The organism is Mitsuaria sp. PDC51 (genome assembly GCF_900113225.1).
Classification (GTDB): domain Bacteria; phylum Pseudomonadota; class Gammaproteobacteria; order Burkholderiales; family Burkholderiaceae_C; genus Roseateles.
In genome coordinates this window covers 2022034-2044600 of sequence record NZ_FOZE01000001.1, presented here as the reverse complement: position 1 = coordinate 2044600, position 22567 = coordinate 2022034, and the positions used below count along the sequence as shown (strand labels likewise).

Annotated in this window: 20 protein-coding genes; 12 read left to right on the top strand and 8 right to left on the bottom strand. The window is 70.6% G+C overall.

The window, feature by feature from the left end; all coding sequences use genetic code 11:
* Positions 1-49: 49 nt before the first annotated feature.
* Positions 50-1645: an ATP-binding protein gene (locus BM393_RS08950; RefSeq protein ID WP_175538239.1), complete on the bottom strand. Its 1596-nt coding sequence runs from the start codon at positions 1643-1645 to the stop codon at positions 50-52.
* A gap of 5 nt (positions 1646-1650) precedes the next feature.
* Positions 1651-2304 carry an MEDS domain-containing protein gene (locus tag BM393_RS08945; protein ID WP_091724431.1) on the bottom strand — a complete coding sequence of 218 codons (654 nt, stop codon included), beginning with the start codon at positions 2302-2304 and terminating at the stop codon, positions 1651-1653.
* A gap of 148 nt (positions 2305-2452) precedes the next feature.
* Between BM393_RS08945 and BM393_RS08940 the strand changes: the two genes are divergently transcribed.
* Positions 2453-2683: a DUF2789 domain-containing protein gene (locus BM393_RS08940; RefSeq protein WP_091724430.1), complete on the top strand. Its 231-nt coding sequence runs from the start codon at positions 2453-2455 to the stop codon at positions 2681-2683.
* A gap of 1 nt (position 2684) precedes the next feature.
* A complete protein-coding gene (locus tag BM393_RS08935; protein WP_091724429.1) occupies positions 2685-4754 on the top strand; it encodes a sensor histidine kinase in 2070 nt (689 codons plus the stop codon).
* Between the two features lie 258 nt (positions 4755-5012).
* On the opposite strand, the gene BM393_RS08930 is transcribed toward BM393_RS08935, so the two are convergent.
* Positions 5013-5339 (bottom strand): four-helix bundle copper-binding protein, encoded by a 327-nt coding sequence (locus BM393_RS08930; RefSeq protein WP_091724428.1) that lies wholly within the window; start codon positions 5337-5339, stop codon positions 5013-5015.
* A 474-nt stretch (positions 5340-5813) separates the two neighbouring features.
* Between BM393_RS08930 and BM393_RS26360 the strand changes: the two genes are divergently transcribed.
* From BM393_RS26360 to BM393_RS08910, 4 genes are read left to right on the top strand one after another with little or no spacing between them, the layout of a single operon-like run.
* The gene (locus BM393_RS26360; protein WP_091724427.1) at positions 5814-6950 is read left to right on the top strand and encodes a TolC family protein; all 1137 of its coding nucleotides are present in this window, start codon (positions 5814-5816) and stop codon (positions 6948-6950) included.
* 49 nt (positions 6951-6999) lie between these two features.
* The gene (locus BM393_RS08920) at positions 7000-9192 is read left to right on the top strand and encodes an ATP-binding cassette domain-containing protein (protein WP_091724426.1); all 2193 of its coding nucleotides are present in this window, start codon (positions 7000-7002) and stop codon (positions 9190-9192) included.
* Between the two features lie 21 nt (positions 9193-9213).
* On the top strand, positions 9214-10368 hold the full coding sequence (locus BM393_RS08915) for an HlyD family type I secretion periplasmic adaptor subunit (protein ID WP_091724425.1): 1155 nt from the start codon (positions 9214-9216) through the stop codon (positions 10366-10368).
* A 54-nt stretch (positions 10369-10422) separates the two neighbouring features.
* Complete coding sequence (locus BM393_RS08910) at positions 10423-11088, top strand: response regulator transcription factor (RefSeq protein WP_091724424.1); 666 nt, start codon at positions 10423-10425, stop codon at positions 11086-11088.
* A gap of 117 nt (positions 11089-11205) precedes the next feature.
* Here BM393_RS08910 and BM393_RS08905 read toward each other — a convergent pair whose 3' ends face one another.
* Positions 11206-12408 (bottom strand): EAL and HDOD domain-containing protein, encoded by a 1203-nt coding sequence (locus tag BM393_RS08905; protein WP_175538238.1) that lies wholly within the window; start codon positions 12406-12408, stop codon positions 11206-11208.
* 329 nt (positions 12409-12737) lie between these two features.
* On the opposite strand from BM393_RS08905, the gene BM393_RS08900 reads away from it, so the two are divergent.
* Positions 12738-13397: an OmpA family protein gene (locus BM393_RS08900; protein WP_091725254.1), complete on the top strand. Its 660-nt coding sequence runs from the start codon at positions 12738-12740 to the stop codon at positions 13395-13397.
* Positions 13398-13607: 210 nt separating this feature from the next.
* Here the strand turns inward: BM393_RS08900 and BM393_RS08895 are convergent, their stop codons facing one another.
* Both BM393_RS08895 and BM393_RS08890 read right to left on the bottom strand, forming a co-directional pair.
* On the bottom strand, positions 13608-13811 hold the full coding sequence (locus tag BM393_RS08895) for a hypothetical protein (protein WP_091724422.1): 204 nt from the start codon (positions 13809-13811) through the stop codon (positions 13608-13610).
* 22 nt (positions 13812-13833) lie between these two features.
* Positions 13834-14358, bottom strand: a complete 525-nt coding sequence (locus BM393_RS08890) for a hypothetical protein (RefSeq protein ID WP_091724421.1) — start codon at positions 14356-14358, stop codon at positions 13834-13836.
* A gap of 298 nt (positions 14359-14656) precedes the next feature.
* Between BM393_RS08890 and BM393_RS08885 the strand changes: the two genes are divergently transcribed.
* From BM393_RS08885 to BM393_RS08865, 5 genes are read left to right on the top strand one after another with little or no spacing between them, the layout of a single operon-like run.
* On the top strand, positions 14657-14833 hold the full coding sequence (locus BM393_RS08885) for a DUF1328 family protein (protein ID WP_084452206.1): 177 nt from the start codon (positions 14657-14659) through the stop codon (positions 14831-14833).
* Between the two features lie 37 nt (positions 14834-14870).
* Positions 14871-15407 carry a bacterioferritin gene (locus BM393_RS08880; RefSeq protein WP_091724420.1) on the top strand — a complete coding sequence of 179 codons (537 nt, stop codon included), beginning with the start codon at positions 14871-14873 and terminating at the stop codon, positions 15405-15407.
* A 3-nt stretch (positions 15408-15410) separates the two neighbouring features.
* Positions 15411-16886, top strand: coding sequence for a phosphatidylserine/phosphatidylglycerophosphate/cardiolipin synthase family protein (locus tag BM393_RS08875; RefSeq protein ID WP_091724419.1), 1476 nt, complete (start codon positions 15411-15413; stop codon positions 16884-16886).
* Positions 16877-19165 carry an AsmA family protein gene (locus BM393_RS08870; protein WP_091724418.1) on the top strand — a complete coding sequence of 763 codons (2289 nt, stop codon included), beginning with the start codon at positions 16877-16879 and terminating at the stop codon, positions 19163-19165. The genes BM393_RS08875 and BM393_RS08870 overlap by 10 nt, the downstream gene beginning before the upstream one ends.
* A gap of 29 nt (positions 19166-19194) precedes the next feature.
* A complete protein-coding gene (locus tag BM393_RS08865) occupies positions 19195-19608 on the top strand; it encodes a response regulator transcription factor (protein WP_091725252.1) in 414 nt (137 codons plus the stop codon).
* Between the two features lie 42 nt (positions 19609-19650).
* On the opposite strand, the gene BM393_RS08860 is transcribed toward BM393_RS08865, so the two are convergent.
* Positions 19651-21255: a DHA2 family efflux MFS transporter permease subunit gene (locus tag BM393_RS08860; protein WP_091724417.1), complete on the bottom strand. Its 1605-nt coding sequence runs from the start codon at positions 21253-21255 to the stop codon at positions 19651-19653.
* Positions 21252-22517 carry an efflux RND transporter periplasmic adaptor subunit gene (locus BM393_RS08855; RefSeq protein WP_091724416.1) on the bottom strand — a complete coding sequence of 422 codons (1266 nt, stop codon included), beginning with the start codon at positions 22515-22517 and terminating at the stop codon, positions 21252-21254. Before BM393_RS08855 ends, BM393_RS08860 begins: the two co-directional genes overlap by 4 nt.
* Positions 22518-22567 lie beyond the last annotated feature (50 nt).

The window sequence follows — 22567 nt, the reverse complement described above, 5'->3', positions numbered from 1 at the left end:
TGCGCGTCGACACACGCCTGAACGCGCGTCGGCGCGGATCAGGCGCGGATCAGGCGCGGATCAGGCGCTCGAGCGTGCGCGTCAGCCGGTCCAGGTCGATCGGCTTGACCATGTGCTCGTCGAAGCCGCTGCTCAGGGCCTTGTCACGGTCGGACGCCTGGCCGTACCCGGTCAGCGCGATCAGCCGCGGCGCGCCCGCGCCAAGCTCGTCGTGGATCAGCATCGCGAGCTGGTAGCCGTCGATGACCGGCATGCCGATGTCGAGCACCGCCGCATCGAAGCGCGAGCCGCGCAGCCGGTCCAGCGCCTCCTGCGGCAGCGTGGTGGTGACCACGTCGTAGCCGGCGTAACGCAGCGCCAGCCCCAGCGTCTCGGCGGCGTCGCGGTTGTCGTCGACGACCAGCACCCGCCCCTGCACCGGCGGCAGCGTGTCCAGCGCCTCGGCCGCGGGGCCGGGTTCGGGCGGCACCGCATGGATCTCGGCCGGGAGCGTGACCCGGAAGGTCGCGCCCTGCCCCGGTCCCTCGCTGTGCACCGCCACCTGGCCGTGATGCATCTCGACGAGTTGCTTCACGATCGCCAGCCCGATGCCGAGCCCGCCCTTGGAGCGGTCCAGCGTCGTCGAGCCCTGCTCGAACAGTTCGAACACGCGCGGCAGCATCTCGGCGTCGATGCCGGCGCCGTTGTCCTGCACCTCGATCACCAGCGCCTGCCCCTCGGCCCGCGCGGCGACGCGGATCTCGCCGTTCGTCGGCGTGTACTTGGCGGCGTTGCTGAGCAGGTTGACCACCACCTGCCGCAGCCGCGCGCGATCACCGACCAGGCGCAGCTCCGGTCCGACCTCGCAGGCGACCCGCAACTGGTGGTTGCGTTCCTCGAGCAGCGGGCTGACGCCCTCGATCGCGTCGCTGAGCAGGAAGGGCACGTCCACCGGCTCGCGCGACAGCTCGATCTTGCCGCGCGTGATGCGGGTGATGTCGAGCAGGTCGTCCACCAGCTTGGACAGATGGCCGACCTGGCGCTCGATGATCTCGTGCTCGCGCGAGAGCTGGCCCGTCTGCAGCCGGATCAGGTGCAGCGCCGTGGAGATCGGCGCCAGCGGATTGCGCAGTTCGTGACCGAGCATCGCCAGGAACTCGTCCTTGGCGCTGGCGGCGCGCTCGCGTTCGTGATCCAGCCGGGCGGCATGCAGGCCGGTGGAGGCCAGCGTCGCCGCCGCGCGCATGAAGGCGCTCTGGTGGGCGGAGGGGAAGTCCGGTCGCGACGAGCCGAACCACAGACTGCCCGCCCGGCCCGCCGGCCCGAGGTAGAGCCGCACGACGCGCAGGGTGCCCAGCGGCGATTCGAGCGCGGTGGCGGCGTCGGCGGCGTCGGGCATCTGCCGGCAGGCGGTGATGAAGTCGGTCCAGGCATCGTGCGCGACACGCACCCCGCCGAGCTGCAGCAGCGTCGTCGGCGCGGCGTCGGGCACCAGCGGCGCGTGCACCAGGCAGACCGCGGTGCCGACGATGCGGTTGACCGCCTCGGTCGTCAGCTGCAGCACGGTGGCGGCATCACGGCCCACCCACAGCGCGGGCAGCGCCAGCAAACCCATCAGGTCGCGCAGCGCCCGGTCGGCGGCGGACGGTTCTCTTTCTCGGGACATCGTCGTCATTCGGCACGCCGGTCTGGTGCCGGCACTGGAAGCGCCGCCGGTGCCGACCGTCCGCGGCGCCGGCCGGTGGCGCGACGCGCGAACAGCTCGCGCAGCATCTCGGCCGGCGGCGTGAAAAAGGGATTCTCGCGCAGCACGCCGCCAATCATCGTGAGCGGATGCGTCCGCAGCAGGTCCATCATGGTGGCCCCGTCCAGCGGCGCGAGGTCGTAGACGCAGATCGCCAGCTGCTGGTTCGTGTCCAGCACGCGATTGAGCCGCGCCTCGTATTCCAGCAGGTCCAGCCGGTCGATGCCGGGGCGGACCGCCCAGCCCATCTGCGCCATGACCCGCAGCCCGTCGAAGGCGCCGGACGCCGCGCCGCGCTCCGCCGTGGCGCGGTCCATCGCCTCGAGCAGGCCTTCGACGTCGAAGGCGCCCGCCTCGTCCGGCCATGGGCGCAGGACCAGTTGCCCGCGATGCTCGCAGCCCGGCACGTCGATGCCGGCGGCGGCCAGCCGCTCGCGATGCTCGTCCAGCCCGTCGGGTTCGACCAGGTGCAGATTGCACTCGTTGCGCGCCTGCGCCTCGCGGTAGAACGGCGCCAGCACCTGGCCGGCCTCCTCGCGGCTGTCAAAGAACGCGCAGATGTGGAAATGGGTGGTGATCACTGCTCTCTCATTCCATCCGGGGGCGCTCGCGCCGCGGATGTCCTCCGACCCGAGGTGTGGCGGCCAGGTAGCTGGCTCTTGTGAGTTAGGCTGGTGATGTTAGCCTTGATGAGTATGTGCGACCCGCAACCGCGCAAGGAGTGTCCCCATGGAGCCTGTCGTCCACCCGTTCTCGGCGCTGTTCGAGCAACTGGGACTGCCCGCCGCCGAATCCGACATCCGCGCCTTCATCACCCGCCACCGCCCGCTGCCCGGTGACGTGAAAGTCCAGGACGCGCCGTTCTGGACGCCGGCCCAGGCCAAGGCGCTGCGCGACATGCTGCTGGAGGACGCCGACTGGGCGCCGGTGGTCGACCAGCTGAACCTGGCGCTCCACTGACTTGACGCCCGACACGCTGCCGGGGCCGCCAGCCCTGGACGACCGGCTCGCGCGATGGGTCGGCCTCGGCGCCGCGTGCGCGGTCCTCCTGCTGATCGTGCTGTTCGCCGGCTGGGCGGCCAGCCTGCCCGGCGGCTTGCTGGCCGCGGTGCCCGCGGTCAGCCGCTTCGAACTCCGCGAGGTCGCGCCCGGCGACCCGGACGGCCGCGGCCCCGGCGGCCGGCTCGTCGAGGCCCGGGAGCGGCTCGCGTTGCCCGCGTTCATCCGCACCGACGGCGACCAGTCCTTGCACCGCGCCGTCTTCGAGATCGACCTCGACCCGTTCATCGGCCCGGAGGACGGTTTCGACCCCGCGCGCGACGGCGACGCGGCCACGGCGCACCGTCCGCCCGCCAAGAGCCTGGTGCTGTCGCAGGCGATCAACGGCGCGGACATCTACCTCAACGGCGTCTGGATCAACGGACTGGCGCAATCCAGCGCGCGGGCCCGCTTCATGTGGTTCCGCCCGCTGGTGTTGGAACTGCCGCGCAAGCTGCTGCGCCGGGACGGCCCCAACCGGATCACCCTCGAAGTGAACAGCTGGGAGCCCTACTTCACGATCGCGCCCGTGCTGATCGGTCCGGCGGATCACGCCGCCTACGTCGCCGAGTCGATCCATTTCCTGTGCCGCACGCTGGCGAACGCGTCGCGGGGCTTCTGCCTGCTGGCCGGCCTGTTCATGGTGGGCGTGTGGCTGGCGAATCGCAGCGATCCCGCCTTCGGGCTGCTGGGCGCGGCGTCGCTGATCTGGGCGGCCGTCTACACGCTGTCGCTGTGGATCTACATGCCGGCCGGGTGGCGCCCCGCCTGGCTCTGGGCCTTCTACCTGTGCGCGGGCGCGCTCAACGTGCTGCTGATCCAGTTCATCCTGCGCTACATCGACCAGCCGCTGAGCCGCCGCGCGCTGACGACGCTCGTGGCCATCTCGGCCGGCGCGGCGACGGTCTGGCCCTTCCTGGGACAGGTGGTCGAGTGGGACCTGGACATGTTCTGGATCTGGGTGCTGGTGCCCTTCCAGGCCTGGGCGATCCTGCGGCTGGCGCGTCACGCGTGGCGCACCCGCAGCAGCGACGCGGTGCTGCTGCTGGTCGTGGTGCTGGCGGCCGGCGCGCTCATCCTGCACGACTACAACGTGCTGATGCAGCTGGTGCGGCGCGCACCCCGCGAGGACGACGGGACGCTCATGCGCCTGCTCACCGCGCCGATCTACCTGACCCACCTCGCCCTGCCGCCGCTGCTGATCGTGATGGCCCGGGTGCATCTGGCGAAGTTCCGCGTCAGCGTCGAGCATGTGCGCGAGGCCAACCGCATCCTGGCCGAAGCGCTGCGCCGGCGCGAGATGGAACTGGCCGTCAGCCACGCCCGGCAGCGCGACCTCGAGCGCGGCGAGGCGGCGCAGGAGGAACGCGAGCGGATCTACAGCGAGCTGCATGACGGCATCGGGTCGAAGCTGGTGCGGACGATCTTCAGCGTCCGGGATGGCCGCCTCGACCGCGATCAGGTCGAGCGCGGCCTGCTGGACGTGCTGCAGGGCGTGCGCGAGGTCATCAGCGAGACCGACACCACCGAGCACCGGCCGATCCAGGACATCCTGTTCGACTACGGCGTGGATCTGGACGCGCTGCTGAGCGCGCCCGATTTCCAGGTCAGCTACGACATCGAGAACGACCGCGAATGCGTGCTGCTCGGCGGGCTGTCCAAGGAGGTGATGCGGATCGTCGAGGAGAGCGTGGCCAACACGCTGAAATACGCCCGCGCCTCGCGCCTGAACCTCTCGCTGCGGCTGGACGGCGACGTCCTCGTCGTGGTGGTCGAGGACGACGGCCAATCCGCCGCCGGCCCCGCACCCGCGGTGCGGCCGGCGTTCGGCACCTCCACCGGGCAGGGGCTCATCAACATGCGCGAGCGGGCGCGCCGCATGGGCGGCGAGTACCGCTTCGAGCGCGGCCCGGACGGGGCGCGTTCGACCCTGACCTTGCCGCTGGTGGCGGCCGTCGCGGCACCGCGCCACGAGGTGGTCGCTCCTCGCTGACGAGCGCAGCCGGGCGGCCGTGGCTGCTTCGCTTTTGCGAAACGTCAAATCAAAGTGAATATTCGACGGCAAACCGGAGTCATAGCCCTTGACGCGAATATCTCCAGTTGATCCAAATCCACGAACACTCGCCTCCACGGAATATCCCGCTGGAAACTCGATCACGGCGATATAAACGCTAGCCAAGCGAGGAATTCACCATCGGAAAGGTGAATATCGGCGTCGCGCCAGGCAAGTACCGAACGCGGGCTGCGCCGCTCAATGGCCCGGCTGCAGCCGATGCCGCTCGCCCGCATGCACGTCGCAGGCCTCGGCGCAGGCGCGGCAGGCTTGCGCGCAACGCTTGCAATGGGCATGGGAATGCCGCTCGCACTCCTCGGCGCACGCTCGGCACAGGTGGGCGCACAACGCGCAGAAGTCACCGTGATGCTCGGACTCCCGGGAGAGCGCGCCCAGGGTGGCCTCGCAGAGGGCGGCGCAATCCAGGTTCAGCAGGGCGCAGGCTTCCAGGGTGCGGTCGCCGGAACGGATACAGGCGTTCGCGCATTGCCGGGTCGCGAGCAGCGCCTCGGCGCAGGCCCGCATGCAGGGCTCCAGGTCTTCAGAAGGGTTAGTCATGACGACTCCTCGGGGAAGGGGTGAAGACGGGATGTTGGCAACCGACATTCCCCGCCGGCCTCGGCTGGCCAGCACTACTCAAATTTGCTAGTCGCAATTCGGCATCCAGGGGCAGCAGATCAAAGAGTGACAAAAGGCTAGCAAATGAATGCTATTGTTGGCCGGCGAGACGAGAAAGGAAACTGAGCACCGAAGCAAAACCACTCCACGGAGTTTCCGGTGCTGACTCAAAACCCCTGCCCAGCGACGACCTGGATCCATATTCCCGGTTCGAAAACCTGGCGATATATCGCGATCGCCGCGACTCTCTCCGCCACCGCCGTCCCGGCCATCGCCGACGACGCCTCCGCGGCGATCCCCGCGCCTGAAGCCGCGGCCTCGGTTGCCTCGGCCCCCAGCCAGCCTGCCGTAACGCCTCCCGCGTCCCACTGGGGCGCCGCGATGGACGACTTCCTGCTGACCGCCCTGGCCGAAGATCCTTCGATCGAGCGCGCGCGGGCGTCGATCACCGCGGCCGAGGACGGCATCACCGCCGCGAAATGGCAGTTCGGCCCGTCGCCCAGCATCAGCCGGGAACTCGCGGGCGGCACCCATCGCTATGTGAACGTGGTGCGCGTGCAGCAGCCGCTGTTCAGCGGCGGCCTGCTGACCGCCAACCTCAGCGCCGCCCGGACCGCCCTGCGCGGCAGCCAGCAGGAATTGCTCGCGGCGCAGCTGCAGCTCAAGCTCCGGATCGTCCAGACCTGGGCGGACTGGGCAAAGGCGCGCGGACGCGTCCAGGCGCTCGAGACGCTCCAGGACAGTCACCGCCAACTCCTGGACATGATCCGGCGCCGCCACCAAGCCGGCGTCGCGACAAAGGCCGATGCAGCGCTCGCGGCTTCCCGGGAGAGCGCCGTCCAGGCCGAACTGGCCCAGGCGCGGCTCGAGGAAGGCCTGCAGCGCGACCGCCTCGCCCGCCTGGCGCGCCGCCCGGTGGAGCCGTCGCTGGGCGCGGCGCTCGATGGCGCCCAGCCCGCCCCGCCCGAGCTGCACCAGGTGCTGGACCACATCCAGCTCTCGCCCGAGATCGCGCTGGCTCGCGCCAACGTCGACCTGGCGCGCGACGAACTGGCCAAGGCCAAGGCGGCGCTGCTGCCCACCATCAGCCTGCGCCTGGAGCACCAGAGCGGCGCCTACCGGGACCAGCGCGTCGGCCTGGTGTTCCAGGCCGGCCTGCAGGGCGGGCTGTCGGGACTCGCCGGCGTCAACGCCGCGCGGGCCCGCATCGCCGCCGCGGAGGCCGCGGTCGACGCGACCGAACAGGATCTCCTGGGCAACTACCAGCTGGAATACACGCGCTTCGCCGCCGCCGGCGCGTCGTTGCGCAACGCCGAGCTCACCGCCGCCACAGGCGAAGAGGTGCTGGCGTCCTACCGCCGGCAATTCGACGCCGGCAAACGCGCCTGGCTGGACCTGCTGAACATGGTCCGCGAAGCCCACGCCACCCGCCAGACCCAGCGCGACGCCGCGATCGACGAACGCGCCGGCCGTTACCGCCTGGGCCTGCTGCTGGGCGACGCCGCCGCTGGCGACTGACCGCCCGCAGCCTGCTTCCTCCCTCGTCGCCCCCATTTCAGGATCCGCCATGACCGCCCTCCTCTCCTCGTCGTCCGATTCGACGACCGCGCCGCCGCCCGCCTCCGACGCGCTTGCCGCCGTCCTCACCCAATGGATGCGCATCACGGGCCGGCCCGTTCCGATCGAACGCATCCGCCAGCACGCCGCGTCGTCGGCGCTCGCGGGGGACGGCCTGGACGCGGCGCGCGAACTTGCCGGGCGCGTGGACGAGCAGACCCGATTCGTCGTCCTGCCCGAGCCCCAACGCGCCGCGTTGCCCCTGTTGTGCCATCACACCGAACACGGCTGGCAGGTGGTGACCGCCCGCACCGCGCACGGCCTGTGGGCCTGCGCCGGCGCCGATGGCGCCCATCGCGAGCTCGTCCTCAACGACATTCCCTGCCTCCACGCCATCGCCGACGCGGACCGTGCGCCGTCGAGCGTCACCAGCGCGCGCCGCATGATGCTCTCGCAGGTCCGCGGGCAATGGCCGATCTTCATGGAGGCCGCCGGACTCTCCCTGGTGCTGGCCACGATCGGCATCGCGATCTCCTTCTTCTCCATGCAGGTCTACGACCGGGTCATTCCGAACCAGGGCGTCCAGACCCTGTGGGTGCTGACCGCCGGCGTCGGCCTGGCCGTGCTGATCGAGTTCCTGCTGAAGCTGGCCCGGGCCTCGCTGCTGGAGCCGCGACTCAAGCGCCTGGACGTCGGCATCTCCAAGGCGCTGATGGCCCGCCTGAACGCGGTGCGCCTGGATCAGCGCCCGGGCTCGGTCGGCACGCTCGCGTCGCAGGTCCAGAGCTTCGAGTCGATCCGCGGGATCCTGTCGACCAGCACGCTGTTCCTGCTCTTCGACATGCCGATGGCCCTGATCTTCGCCCTGGTGATCGCGGCGATCGGCGGCTTCTGGATGGCGCTGCCGGCGCTGGTGCTGTTCGGCGTCACCGTGCTGACCGGCCTGCTGCGCGCCCGGCGCATCGTCCGCCTGACCGCCAGCAACCAGTCCGGCGCGAACGCCAAGACCGGCCTGCTGGTGGAAACCATCGAAGGCACGGAGTCCATCAAGGGCCTGGGCGCCGCCTGGCGCTTCGAGGCGCGCTGGGCCGGCCTGTGCGAAGTGAATGCCACGCAGAGCCTGGCCCTCAAGCATGAAAGCGACACCACCTCCTACATCGCCGCGGCCCTGCAGCAGGCGAGCTACGTCTCGCTGATCTGCGTCGGCGCGGTCCTCGCGATCGAGGGACACCTGACGCAGGGCGCGATCGTCGCCTGCTCGATCCTCTCGGGCCGCGTGCTGTCGCCGCTGGCCTCCATCCCGCCGCTGCTGGTGCAACTGGGCAGCGCGCGGGCTTCGATGAAGGCGCTCGACGCCATCTTCAAGCTGCAGGTCGACAACGAGGCCATCGAGCGCCCCATCGTTCCCGAGACCCTCCGCGGCGAGCTGCGATTCGACGACGTCGAGTTCGCCTACCCCGGCCAGAAGGACCCGCTGCGCATCGGTCACCTGCACGTCCGGCCGGGCGACAAGGTCGCGATCCTGGGCACCGTCGGCGCCGGCAAGACGACGCTGTTGTCGCTGGCCTGCGGCCTGTCCAAGCCGACGCGCGGCACGGTCTATCTGGACGGCGTGGACCAGCAGCAGATCCACGCCGGCTGGCGCGCGTCGCATCTGGCCTACGGGCCGCAGCACGCCTGGTTGTTCGCCGGCACGCTGCGCGAGAACCTGCTGTTCGGGCTGCCCAACGTCAGCGACAACCTGCTGATGGCGGCCTGCCGCAAGACCGGCCTCTGGCCCATGGTGACGCAGCACCCGCTGGGCCTGGACCGGAAGCTGTCCGAGGGCGGTCGCGGTCTGTCCGGCGGCCAGCGCCAACTGGTCGCGCTGACCCGGCTGGTCCTGGCCGACCGTCCCGTGTGGTTGCTCGACGAGCCGACCTCCGGGATGGACGACGCGCTGGAACAGTCGACGGTCCGTCTGATGAAGCAGCTCCTCAAACCCGAGGCGACCCTGCTGCTGGTGACGCACCGCCTCTCGATGCTGGCGCTGGTCGATCGCGTGATCGTGCTGACGCCGCAAGGCGTGGCGATGGACGGGCCGCGGGACGAAGTCATCGCCCGCTTGCAGGGCCGCGTCACCGTAACGGCCACCTCCCCAACGGCCGCCGCGCCCGCCGCGCCCGCCCCGCCCGCCATCCGCGCCGTCGCGACGGCGCCATGACCCCGTCTTCCGGAGATCCTCATGAAACACGCAAATGCGCCGCACGACGGCCAGACCCGGGTCCGCTGGACCGTCATCGCCACCGTGGCGGCCCTCGGAGCCGGCCTGTGGTGGGCCTCCCAGGCCGAGATCGAACAGGTGACTCGCGCCGGCGGCAAGGTCATGGCATCCTCCCGCACACAAGTCATCCAGGCGCCCGACGGAGGCGTGGTGGAACGTCTGTTCGTGCATGAGGGAGAGGCCGTGCGCAAGGGCGACCTGCTGGTCCAGCTGGACAACACCAAGGCCAGCGCCGCGTTGGCGGATTCGAGCGAGAAGGCCGCGGCCTTGCAGGCCTCGCTGGCGCGACTGCGCGCCGAGACGCTCGGCACGCCCTACCGCCCCGCCGGCGCCGGGGCCTTCAACGACCTGCAGCGCCGCTTGTATGAACGCCGCCAGACCGCGCTCCAGGAAGAGCTGGCGGTGCTGTCCAAGTCCGCCGACCTTGCCCGGCGGGAAGTCGGGCTGAACGAGCCGCTGTTCAAGGCCGGCGACATCAGCGCCGCCGAGTTCCTGCGCCTGCAGCGCGCCGCGAACGAGGCGGCCGGCCAGGTCACCACCCGCCGCAACCGCTTCCTGCAGGACGCGCAGGCCGAACTGGCCAAGACCGAGGAGGAGCTCGCCAGCGTGCAGCAGATGCTGAACGATCGCCGCGGCAACCTCGAGCACACGGCGCTGCGCGCCCCGGTGGACGGCGTCGTCAACCTGATCACGCTGACCACGGTGGGTGCGGTGCTGCGCTCCGGCGACGAAATCATGCAGCTGCTGCCCACCGGCGACGACCTGATCATCGAAGCCCGGCTGCGCGCGGCCGACATCGGCTTCGTCCGTCCCGGCATGCCGGCGACGATCAAGCTCGACGCCTTCGACTACAGCATCTACGGCGCCCTCGACGGCGTCGTGACCTACGTCAGCCCCGACGCGCTGACGGAGCGCACGCCGCAAGGCGAGCAGCCGTATTACCGGACCCACATCCGCGTCAGCGGCAAGCGCTTCAAGGGCGCGAAGGCCGAGCGCGTCGTGATGCAACCCGGCATGACGGCCACCGTGGAGGTCATCACCGGCCGCCATACGGTGCTGGACTACCTGCTCAAGCCCGTCAAGAAGACGATGTCGGAGTCCCTCGGCGAGCGCTGAGGCCCGACCCACTCCTCGATTCCACAACAATCCGAACCATCAGGGGATTCACACATGATCACTGTCACCATCATCGAAGACGACGCGACGGTTCTCCAACGCCTGATCGACGTCGTGTCCGCCAGCAGCGCCTGCCAGATCGTGGGCATCGGCCGCAACCGCGGCGAATCGGTCTCCGCGATCCTGGCCAACCGCGCCGACATCTACCTGGTCGACCTGGGCCTGCCCGACGTGGACGGCATCGACCTGATCAAGCTGATCGCCGAGAAGTGCCCCGACGCGCGCAGCCTCGTGATCAGCACCTTCGGCGACGCCAAGCACGTGATGCGCAGCCTGCGCTCGGGGGCTTCCGGCTACCTGCTCAAGGAAGAGATCCAGCCCAGTCTGATCGACAAGATCATCGCCACCCACAACGGCCACGCGCCGCTGAGCCCGGCGGTGTCGCGCCTGGTGCTGGACAAGCTGGAAAGCCTGGAGACCGGCGTGAAGCCCAAGGTCGACCGCGTCCAGAAGCTCAAGGAGCTGGGCCTGGGCCAACGCGAATGGAGCGTGCTGAACCTGCTGATCGAAGGCCTGCCCATCGTGGACATCGGCAACCGCCTGTCGATCTCGCGCTTCACGGTGAACCAGCATCTGCGCTCGATCTATCGCAAGCTGAATGTGAACTCCCGCGCCATGGCGACGAGCGTCGCCCGCATGCATGGCCTGATCGACGACTGAGGCGGCTGCGGCCGGTCGCCGCACTCCCGCGAAAAAGCCGCCCGAGGGCGGCTTTTTCATGCGGTGTCGGAATGCGGTGTCGAATGCGGCGCAAGGCCGCATCGACGGCCGCGGCGCTCACAGGCGAGGCGTCTCCAGCGGGCCGGCGCGCCGCATGACCGGCTTCGCTGCGGCCGACGCTCCGTTGCGCCCACCTTGCCGCAGGCGCATGCGCAGCAGCTGCCGGCACATGTAGAACGAGGCCCGGTCGGCGTCGGTCGGCGATCTCACCCGCCCCTGCTCCTTCAGGCGTCGCTGGCCTTGCGCAAGCTCCTCGCGCAGGAGGGCGCTGAGCTGATGCTCCCGGCCGTGGATGGCGGCAAGGCCGAACACCGACAACCACGCGACCAGGACGGGGCGAGGCAGCGAGGCCAGCAGTTCCGCCAGCGACTCGGAGGTGGCCACGCTCTGCGCGGCATGGATCTCCTGCACGCGCAGCAGCCGCGCGACCAGCGAGGGATGCAGGCCCGCGACCATGGCCAGCGTCGCGGCGCAGGCGCCCGAGGCGGCCAGTTGCAGAAGCTGGGCGACCACGCGGGCATCGGTCTCCGGCAATGCCGGCACGGCGACCGTCGCGGGGCGCGCGATGCCATAACCCTGGAAGAAGTCGGCACCGGCACGCAGCGCGCGCTGGTGGGCTTCATCGTTGTCGACCTTCTCCGCGATGACGGCCAGGCCAAGCTGATGGGCATGGCGGATCAGGGCGCGCAGCGCCAGCGGCGCGAGGCCCAGCATGTCGATCTTGGCGAACTGGGCCCAGGGGGCCAGCGCCCACCGGGGATCGTCCAGGCTGACGATGTCGTCCAGCGCGAAGCGGTAGCCCCGGCCATGAAGGTCCTCGATGCGCCGCATCAGGGCTGTGTCCACCTCGACCGTCTCCAGCAGCTCGATGACGCCGACGTCGGGTGTCATCGCCTCGGCGATCGGACCCATCAGCGTGCGACCGTCCATGTTGACCAGCAGGTCCCCCAGCGGATGCTCCGCGGCGGTCGCGCTGGTCAGGAGCGCGCCATCGATCAATGCGTTGGACAACACGGCGGCGGTCGCGTGGGCACCGAGTTCCGGGCCGACCGGGCCGTCATCGCCGTTCCAGCGGAACAGCAATTCGGTCGCGACGACGCGGCCCGTGCGATCGATGATCGGCTGGCTGGCGTAACGAACGTGGGGGACGTGAGGAAGGTGGGGTGCGGGGGAGTTGGAGCGTTCGCGCGACGGGACGGGCGGCGAAGTCGATGACGCATCGCTGACGGGGATGCGGCCGGTATCGGAGGGGCGGGACATGACTTTCCGCGGAGTGGAAGAACAAGGCTTCATGCTAGGAATCGCCCACTCGACACCAAATAGCAAACACCTGTCATCCCTGACCACCGACTAGCAGTTATAGGTGGGTTGCGCTGACTGGGATCAAGGCATCGCGCGGGCGCCGCGCTTGCCCCTGGCGATCACCGTCGGCCGCGCGTGCGCTGGAACTCCGGCGCGGCGCGCGCGCAACTCATCCGCCGGCCACGGACGGACCACCGCCGCGCGGGCGACATCCGCGCGGATCGGTGGGACCGGCTCCGCGGCCGTTGGGTTTTCTTATCCGGATCACAAGGAGAAACGACATGCAGATGCGACACCCTCGTCTGGCCGTGGCCGCCCTCGCGGCAGCCGTCCTGGCAGGCTGCGCCAACATGGATGAACGCCAGCGCGGCACCGCCGGCGGCGCCGCGATCGGCGCGGTCACCGGCGCGGTGATCAGCTCGGCCACCGGCGGCAAGGCCGGCACCGGCGCGCTGATCGGTGGCGCCGTGGGCGCGGTGGCCGGCAACGTCTGGTCGCGCCACATGGAGGACAAGCGTCGCGCGATGGAGCAGGCCACGCAAGGCACCGGCGTCGAGGTGACCCGGACCGCCGACAACCAGCTCAAGCTCGACGTCCCGAGCGACATCTCGTTCGCGACCAACAGCGCGACGCTCGAGCCGCGCCTGCGCCCGGTGCTGGACGCCTTCGCCAATGGGCTCAACAGCAACCCGTCGCCGACGGTGGTGCGCGTCGTCGGCCACACCGACAACACCGGCAGCGACGCCATCAACGATCCGCTGTCGCTGCGCCGGGCCGAGAGTGTGCGCGGCTACCTGGCCGACCGCGGCGTGCGGGCCGACCGGATCGAGGTCGCCGGCCGGGGCTCGCGTGAGCCGATGGTGTCGAACGACACCGCCGAGAACCGCGCGAAGAACCGCCGCGTCGAGATCTTCCTGCGCGAGCCGCAACAAGGCTCCGGCGGCTGAACGGCAGCGCGCCCGGTGTCCACCGGGCGCGCTGCCGACGGTCCTCATGACGGGGTCCTCATTGCGGGGCCCTCATGACGGCGCCCCGGCGGCGCCGCCCACGACACGGCAACGAAGAATGGCCTGCCACCCCGGCACAGGGGTGGCAGGCCTTTTCGCATCGGGCCCGTTGGAATGCTCCGCGGCCCGGTGCGAGCGACGCGGGTCGCGTCAGTGCGCCGGCTTGGTGGGCTCGGGCCCCATGTGCGGGCCGGTGCGATGCAATGCGCCGCCCTCGCCCTCCCAGGTGGTCATTTCCTCGGGTTTCCCGTGCGAGGTCTTCAGGCGCTGCTCGGTGCGCCGCGCCTGCCATTGCCACAGCGCGTAGCCGGCCAGGCTGGACAGGGCCAGGGGGACGAGTCGTTTCATCAGCATGGTGTCGCTCCTCGGCGATCGATCAGCGCGCCGGCGCGCTGGCCTTAGGCTGGCGCGGCGGCGGCACGTCGGGACCCGGACGCATCGGCGCGCTGGGCGGCGCCGACGGCGCACCGGCGGCGGTCGGGTTCTCCTGCACCAGGCGTTCGATGCGCGTCAGGATGCCGCCGCTCTGCACGCTGCCGTCGCGGGTGCCCTGGCCCATGACCATCATCCGGCAGTCCTCGCGGTCGGCCTCGGCGACGCGCTGGCAGCGCAGCATCGCGTTGTTGGCCAGCTCCTGCGTGCTGGCGGTGCGCAGGTTGCCGCGCATCGCCTCCTGACGGGCGGCGCCGGCCTCCTTGAGACAGGTCGCCTGGCTCTGGCCGGTCTTGCCGGCCAGGCAGTCCGCGCGCTCCTTCTCATAGGTGCGCTGGATCTCCGACTTGGAGGTGCTGCCGGCGGCGAAGGCCGGCGCGGCCACCATCATCACGGCCGACAGCACGGCGCCGGCGGTCACCAGCGCGGCGGTGGACGGCGACGAGAGGGACTTGTTGAGCTTGATCATCTTGGATCCTTTCCGGCGCGGGGCGCCACGGAGTCGGACGTCGGGAAGGGAGGATGAAGCAAGGCTAGGCCGATGCGCGGGTCGCGTCTGTCGTACCGCGCCGGTGCCGTGTGTAGGACGAGTCCGGCAGCGCCGCGCTGGCGCCGCCGGGCACCTTCGAGGTGGTCCCTGCCGGGCGCGCGCGGCGGCGTGATGTCCTACATCCGGACGTGGACCCTGCTGATCCCCGCTCGCGCCGCGGGGCGCCAACATGCCCTGCAAGCGCCGCGCCGCGGCCGTTCACCTGAAAGGATTCGTCATGTTGAAGTGGGCCTTGATCTTCGCCGTGATCTCGCTGGTGGCGGGCGTGCTCGGCTTCACCGGCATCGCCGCCGGCGCCGCCGGCATCGCCAAGATCCTGTTCGGGATCTTCCTGGTCATCTTCCTGGTGCTGCTGGTGCTCGGCATCACCGGCGTGAACGCGCTGCGAAAGTGACCCTCCCCCCGTTTTCCGCATCCAGAGGAGCCCGCCCATGAACGCCCCTGAACACAAGCACCTGCAGCTGGACGAGCAGGCCTTGCAACGCGCTCGCCAGCACCTGGACGAAGGCCCGGTCACGCCCAGCTACGGCCCGTGGCGCGACGACGTGATCCGCCTGCTCAACGACGCGTTGGCCACCGAGCTGGTCTGCGTGCTGCGCTACAAGCGCCACTACTTCACCGCGCACGGCCTGAACTCGCCCCGCATCGCCGAGGAGTTCCTCGAGCACGCCACCCAGGAAGCCGTGCATGCCGACCGCCTCGCCGAGCGCATCGTGCAGCTGGGCGGCGATCCCGACTTCAAGCCGGACTCGCTGACGAGCCGCAGCCACGCCGAGTACGACGAGAGCAAGGACCTCAAGGCCATGCTGCGTTCCAACCTGGTGGCCGAGCGCATCGCCGTCGAGGCCTATCGGCAGATGATCCAGCTGATCGGCGACAAGGACCCGACGACGCGCCGCATCCTCGAGGAAGTGCTCGCCGAGGAGGAAGAGCACGCCGACGACCTGGCCGACCTGCTGAGGGATTGAGCGATGCGCCGGCGCGTCGCGGCCCTGCTGCTGGTGCTCGGCGCGAGCTTCGGCCTCGTCGCCTGCAGCACGCCGCGTCCGCCGGTCAACGGCCGCGTCCCCGAACCGCCGGCGTCGGCGCCCGCGCTGACGCGGGTCGCCGCGCAGGTGGACGTCGTCGGGCCGCGCGGTCCGATGAACCAGGCCAGCCGCGAGCAGGCGCTGCGCGCGGCCGCCGCCCAGGGCAAGGCCGAGCTGCTCAAGCGGCAGATCGCCGCCATGTCCTCGTTCGGCGATGTCGACCTCTACGCGGGCAACGAAGCGTCGCTGCTGGTCGACGGGCCGGCCACCTTCGCCGCGATGTTCGCGGCCATCGGCCAGGCGCGCCGGCAGATCGTGCTGGAGAGCTACATCATCGAGGACGCCGACGTCTCGCAGCGCCTGGCCGACCTGCTGCTGCAGCGCCGGGCGCAGGGCGTCGAGGTCGCGCTGATGTACGACGCCATCGGCTCGATGGGCACGCAGGACGCCTACTTCGACCGCATGCGCCAGGGCGGCATCGCCGTCTGCGCCTTCAATCCGGTCAACCCGCTCAAGCGCGCGCGGTATCACAAGATCACCCACCGCGATCACCGCAAGATCCTGGTCGTCGACGGCGAGACCGGCTTCACCGGCGGCATCAACATCAGCGCGGTCTACTCCTCCGGCTCGGGCGGCTTTGGCAGCCGGGGCTCGTCGCCGCCGCCCCGGCCGGCGGCGGCTGCCAGCGGCGCCGACGGCGAGGCCGGCAAGGAGGGCAAGGCCGGCGACAACGGCTGGCGCGACACCATGATCCAGGTGCGCGGCCCGGCGACGCGGGCGCTGCACACGATGTTCCGCGAGGTCTGGGCGCAGCAGCAATGCCAGGGCACGGTCACCGCGATCGAGCCGCCGGCCGGTCCGCCGCCCGGCCGCCAGTTGATGCGAGTGATCCCGTCGACGCCGCAGGACACCGAGAACCGCATCTACACGCTGCTGCTGGGCAGCATCCGCGCGGCGCAGCGCAGCGTGTACCTGACGATGGCCTACTTCGCGCCTGGCCAGGACATGGTCGACGCGCTGTGCCAGGCCGCCGACCGCGGCGTCGACGTGCAGCTGATCCTGCCCTCGCGCAGCGACTTCTCGCCGGTCATGCACGCCGGCCGCAGCCATTACGAGCGGCTGCTGAAGTCCGGCGTCCGCATCCATGAATTGCAGGAGGCGGTGCTGCACGCCAAGACCGCGGTGATCGACGGCGTCGTCTCCACCGTCGGCTCCAGCAACATGGACTGGCGCAGCTTCGTCTACAACAACGAGGTCAACGCCGTCGTGCTGGGCGAGGACTTCGGCGACGCGATGACCCGCATGTTCGAGCGCGACCGCGCCGCATCGCAGGCCATCGACCTGCGACGCTGGCAGGACCGCGGCGTCTGGCAGCGCGGCAAGGAATTCTTCTCGAGGATGTTTGAACAATGGTGGTGAAGGACGCGCCCGCGGGCGAACCGGGCGGCATGCCGCCGGGACCGGCCCCTCGACGACATCGGCACCGGCACGGGTGGGCGATGGGCCTGCTCACGCTGCTGGCGATGCTGCTGGTGGCCATCGGCGTCTGCGAATGGCTGGGCTGGCCCTTCCTGCGCCGTCCGGCGGAGCAATGGCTGAGCCAGAAGCTGGACCGTCAGGTGCGCTTCGACGGCGTCGAGGGCCAGGACTGGCAACTGCGGCTGATCGGGCACCTGCGGCTGCGGGCGCACAGCGTCACCGTCGCCGGTCCGAGCTGGAGCACGCTGGGCGGCCCCACGCTGCAGGCGCAGGATGCCGCCCTCACGCTGCGCTACAGCGACCTGCTCGCCCTGCGCCATGAGGGCCAGGCCTTGCGCGTGAAGGCGCTGCGGGCCGGCGAGCTGGCGCTGCGGCTGGAACGCGATGTCGAAGGTCGCGCCAGCTGGCAGTTCGGCGATCAACCGCCGAGCGACACCCAGGTGCGAAAACGCCCCCGCGTCGACGGCATCCACTTCGACCTGCTGGAGGTCCGCCAGGGCACGGCGCTGGTGGACGACAAGATCCAGCGGCTCTCGCTGCTCGCACGCTTCGCGCTGCGCGAGACCTGGACGACGGCGGAGCAGGCCGCCAGCGCCGCAGGCGCCGGGGCCTCGGGCGCGACCGCCCGACGCGCGTCGCCGGACTCGCCGCCCGGCGTGGCCGCCCGCGCGGCCAGCGCCGCGGCGTCGGGCACGCGCCTGGCGGTCGACTTCGGCGAGCGCGTCGCGGGCAAGCCCAAGGGAGCGTCCGCGCCCGCTGGCGAGCCGGGCCCCGGCGAAGGCGGCCGCTATGGGGTGACGGCCCATGCCGAGGGCCACTTCCGCGACCTGCCGATCAAGGCCTCCCTGCAGACCGGCTCGGCGCTGCCCTGGCTCTCCTCCGACCCGAACGCGCCGGCCGTGCCGGTCACGCTGCGCGGCAACATCGGGCAGGCGCGGCTGAGTTTCGACGGCGAGGTGCGCGACCTGCTCGTCAGCCAGGGGCTGGCGGGCGACTACACCCTCAGCGGCCCGTCGCTGGCCGCGGTCGGCGAGCCGCTGGGCGTCACGCTGCCGACCACGCCGGCCTTCTCGATGCGCGGGCGGCTTACCCGCGAGGGCACGCGCTGGACCACCGCAGTGCGGCAGGCCACGATCGGCAAGAGCCAGCTCAGCGGTGAATTCCAGTACGACAAGCCCGAGAACGCCGTGCCGACGCTGACCGGCGAGCTGCGCGGCCGCGAGCTCTGGCTGGCCGACCTGGGCCCGGCCGTCGGCGTGCCGGCCGAGCCGGGCGCCCCGCGGGCGAAAAGGGCCGCGTCGCGCGTGCTGCCGGACAAGCAGTTCGACCTGCCCTCGCTGCGCGCGATGAACGCCAACGTGAACGTGAAGCTCGCGCGCTTCGAGTCCGGCTCGGCCCTGCTGCAGGCGGCCGAGCCGCTGAACGCCCGCATCGTGCTGAAGGACGGCGTGCTGGAGCTGCGCGACATCGACGCCCGCGTGGCGCGCGGCCAGGTCGCCGGCCTGATGCGCCTGGACGGCCGCGAGCCCAAGGCCCGGTGGCAGGCGCGGTTGCGTGTCAGCGGCGTGCATCTGGAGCAGTGGCTGAACCTGGAGCGCAAGAACGGACAGCGCTGGGTGACCGGCGTGATGGGCGGACGCATCGCGCTGGATGGCGTCGGGCGCTCGACGGCGGAGCTGCTGGCCAGCGCCGACGGCCGCATGGTGCTGTACTGGACCGATGGCACGGTGTCGCACTTGATCGTCGAGGCTGCCGGTATCGACATCGCGCAGGGCCTGGGCCTGCTGGTGCGCGGTGACGACGCCCTGCAGGTGAACTGCGGCGTCGCCGATCTGCGGGTCAAGGACGGCATGGTGACGCCGCGGCCGATGGTCGTGGACACCAAGGATTCGGTGGTGCTGGTCGACGGCGACATGTCGCTGGCCACCGAGCGGCTGAACCTGGTCGCCAAGGTCGATCCCAAGGACAAGAGCCCGCTGACGCTGCGCACGCCCTTGAACATCCAGGGGACATTGGGCGATCCGCGGCTCAGCCTTCAGAAGGCCCCGCTGCTGCGCAAGCTCGTGCCGGCGGCGGTGCTGGGCGTGGCCGTGGCGCCGCTGGCGGCGATCGTGCCGCTGATCGACCTGGGCGAGGACCCGGACGATGAAAGCCTGCGCGCGCTGTCCGAATGCAACGCCCGGCTGGCGCCCGTGTCGAAGCGGAGGCCGGGATCGTGATAATGGGCGCCTCCCATCTGCCCACGCCCATGTCCACCGTTCCCGTCATCGATCCGACGCCCGGCACGCTGAACTGTTTCCTGGTCGAGGACAGCCCGCTCATCCGCGAGAACCTCGTGGCGACGCTGCAGGAGATGCTGGACCTGGCCGTCGTCGGCCAGGCCGAGGACGAGGCCGCCGCGCTGCGCTGGCTGCATGACGAGGCGGTCCCCTGCGACCTGCTGATCATCGACCTGTTCCTCAAGCGGGGCTCGGGCATGTCGCTGCTGCCCAAGGCCCGGCTGCTGCAGCCCGAGGCCAAGCTGATCGTGCTGACCAACTACGCCACCGTCGACATGCGCCAGCGCTGCGAGCAGCTCGGCGCCGACCGGGTCTTCGACAAGTCCAGCGAGCTCGACGAGCTCATCGCCTACTGCCTGGACCTGGCGTCGTCGAAGGCGTGAACCGCCACTGAAGTTCGCTGGTGGGCGTGAGGCCGCTGGCGCTCAGTGCGCCCCGCCCGCGTCCACCGGCGCGCCCATCTTCGGCGGGCGCTTGGTCAGCCAGACGAAGGCGATCAGCACCAGGAACAGGATCGCCGAGGCCAGGAAGATGTCGTCCGCCGCCCGGGTGAAGGCCTGCTGGTCGACCAGCCGGTTCAGGTAGGCCAGCGCCTGGTCATGGCTGAAGCCCTGGCGCTGCAAGGTCTCGATCGCCTGGGTCTCCGGCACGTCGCCCAGCGCCAGGCGCTCCGCCAGGTGATGGTGGTGCAGCGTCGCGCGGTTCTCCCACAGGGTCGTGGAGATCGACGTCCCCATCGCCCCCGCCGTGATCCGGACGAAGTTGGACAGGCCCGCCGCCGCGGCGATCCGCTCCGGCGTGATACCTGACAGCGTCAGCGTCGTCAGCGGGATGAAGAAGAAGGCCAGCGCCCCGCCTTGCAGGATGGTGGGCACCATGATGGCGGCCAGGTCGGTGTCGGTCGTGAACTTGGAGCGCATGAACAGCACGATCGCGAACACGACGAACGCGAAGCTCGCCATCGCGCGCGGGTCCCACGTCGACACCTTGCGCCCCACCACCGGCGACAGCAGGATCGCCAGCACGCCCACCGGCGCCAGCGCGAAGCCCGCGGCCGTGGCGGTGTAGCCCATGTGCTGCTGCAGCCACAGCGGCAGCAGCACGACGTTGCCGAAGAACAGGCCGTAGGCGATCGACAGCACCGAGGCGCCGAACAGGAAGTTGCGCCGCGCGAAGAGCCGCAGGTCCACCACCGGATGGTCGTCGGTCAGCTCCCAGACGATGAACACCGCCAGGCCCACGACCGCGATCACGGCCAACGCGACGATCTGGTTCGACGCGAACCAGTCGAGCTCCTTGCCCTTGTCGAGCATCACCTGCAGCGAGCCGACCCACAGCACCAGCAGGGCCAGCCCGATGGTGTCGATCGGCAGCTTCTTCACCGGCGTCTCGCGGGTCCGGTAGATGCTCCAGGTCAGGCCGGCCGCGAACAGGCCGACCGGGACGTTGATGTAGAAGATCCACGGCCAGGTGACGTTGTCGGTGATCCAGCCGCCCAGCAGCGGCCCCACCACCGGCGCCACCAGCGTCGTCATCCCCCACAGCGCCAGCGCCGTGCCCGCCTTGTGCTTGGGGTAACTCGCCAGCAGCAGCGTCTGCGACAGCGGGATCATCGGCCCGGCCACCAGCCCCTGAAACACCCGCGCCGCCACCAGCATCTCCAGCGAATGGGCGAAGCCGCACAGCCAGGACGCCAGCACGAACAGCAGCACGCTCATCGTGAACAGCCGCACCGCGCCGAAGCGCTGGGTCAGCCAGCCGGTCAGCGGCACCGAGATCGCGTTGGCCACGCCGAAGCTCGTGATCACCCAGGTGCCCTGCACCGGGCTCACGCCCAGATCGCCCGCGATGGCCGGCAGCGACACGTTCGCGATGGACGAGTCCAGCACATTCATGAAGGTCGCCAGCGACAGCGAGATCGTGCCCAGCACCAGGGCCGTGCCGGTCAGCGGCGGCGGCGCGGCCGGCGCGACCGGTGCGGCGGACGGCACGGGCGCCGGTGCCGCATCCATGGAAGTGGAATTGCTCATTGCACGCGCGTGGTGGTCGAGGCCGAGGTCGAGGTCCTGGCGGCAGCCGCCTTGCCGAGGTTGGCCGCGATGATGCGGTTCACCTGCTCGTCGGCGGCCTTCTCCTGCGCATCGAAGATCGTCGTCTGCAGCCGCGGCGCGCTGGCGCCGGTCGCGGCGGCCAGCATCTGGCCGCCCTGCTCACGGACGTCGACCTGCACGTCCATCGACAGGCCCACGCGCAGCGGGTGCTCCTGCACTTCCTTCGGATCCAGCGCGATGCGCACCGGCACGCGCTGCACCACCTTGATCCAGTTGCCGGTGGCGTTCTGCGCCGGCAGCAGCGCGAAGGCCGCGCCCGTGCCGGCGCCCAGGCCCTGGACCGTGCCGTGGTACTCGGTCTTCTTGCCGTAGACGTCCGCCTCCAGCGTCGCCTTCTGGCCGATGCGCAGCTTGGCCAGCTGGCTTTCCTTGAAGTTGGCGTCGACCCAGACCTGCTGCAGGCCGACCACCGCCATCAGCGGCGCGCCGGCGGCCACGCGCTGGCCCAGCTGCACCGAGCGGCGCGCGACCCAGCCGTCCACCGGCGCGATCAGCTCGGCGCGCTGCAGCGCCAGGTAGCTCTCGCGCAGGCGGGCGGCGGCGCGCAGCACGTTGGGATGGTCCTCGACCTTGACCCCGTCGGTCAGCACCTGGTTGGAAGCCAGCTGGTCCTTCGCGGCCTGCAACGCCGATTGCGCGGCCGCGGCCTGCGCGCGGGCGGCGGTCAGCTGCGACTGGGCATGCTCCAGCTCTTCCTTGCCGACCGCGCCGGTGGCGATCAGCGGCTGGCGGCGAGCGACGTCGGCCTGCAGGCGCTCCATGTCGGAGGCGACGCGCTTGAGGTCGGCCTCGCGCACCTTGACCTGCGCTTCCAGGCCGCTGTTGTTGGCATACAGGGTGCGGACCTCGCGGACCGTCTGGGCCAGCTGCGCCTGCGCCTGCTCCAGCGCGACACGCGCATCGACCGGGTCCAGGCTGACCAGCTTCTGGCCGGCCTTCACGAAGTCGGTGTCGTCGGCATAGACGGCGCGGACGGTGCCGCCCACCAGCGGCGTGATCTGCACGACGTTGGCCTGCACGTAGGCGTTGTCGGTCGTCTCGTAGCGGCGGCCGACGATCCATTCATAACCGCCATAGACCAGGCCGGCGACGATGACGGCGGCGGCGATGACGGTCAGGCCCTTCTTGCGGGCGCCGTTCTTGGCGGGAGCTTGCGTGTTGTTCGGGGGCGTTGCGCTCATGGTGTGCTCTGCGGAATGTCGTTGCGCGAAGGGCGCGGAAGTCGGAGGAA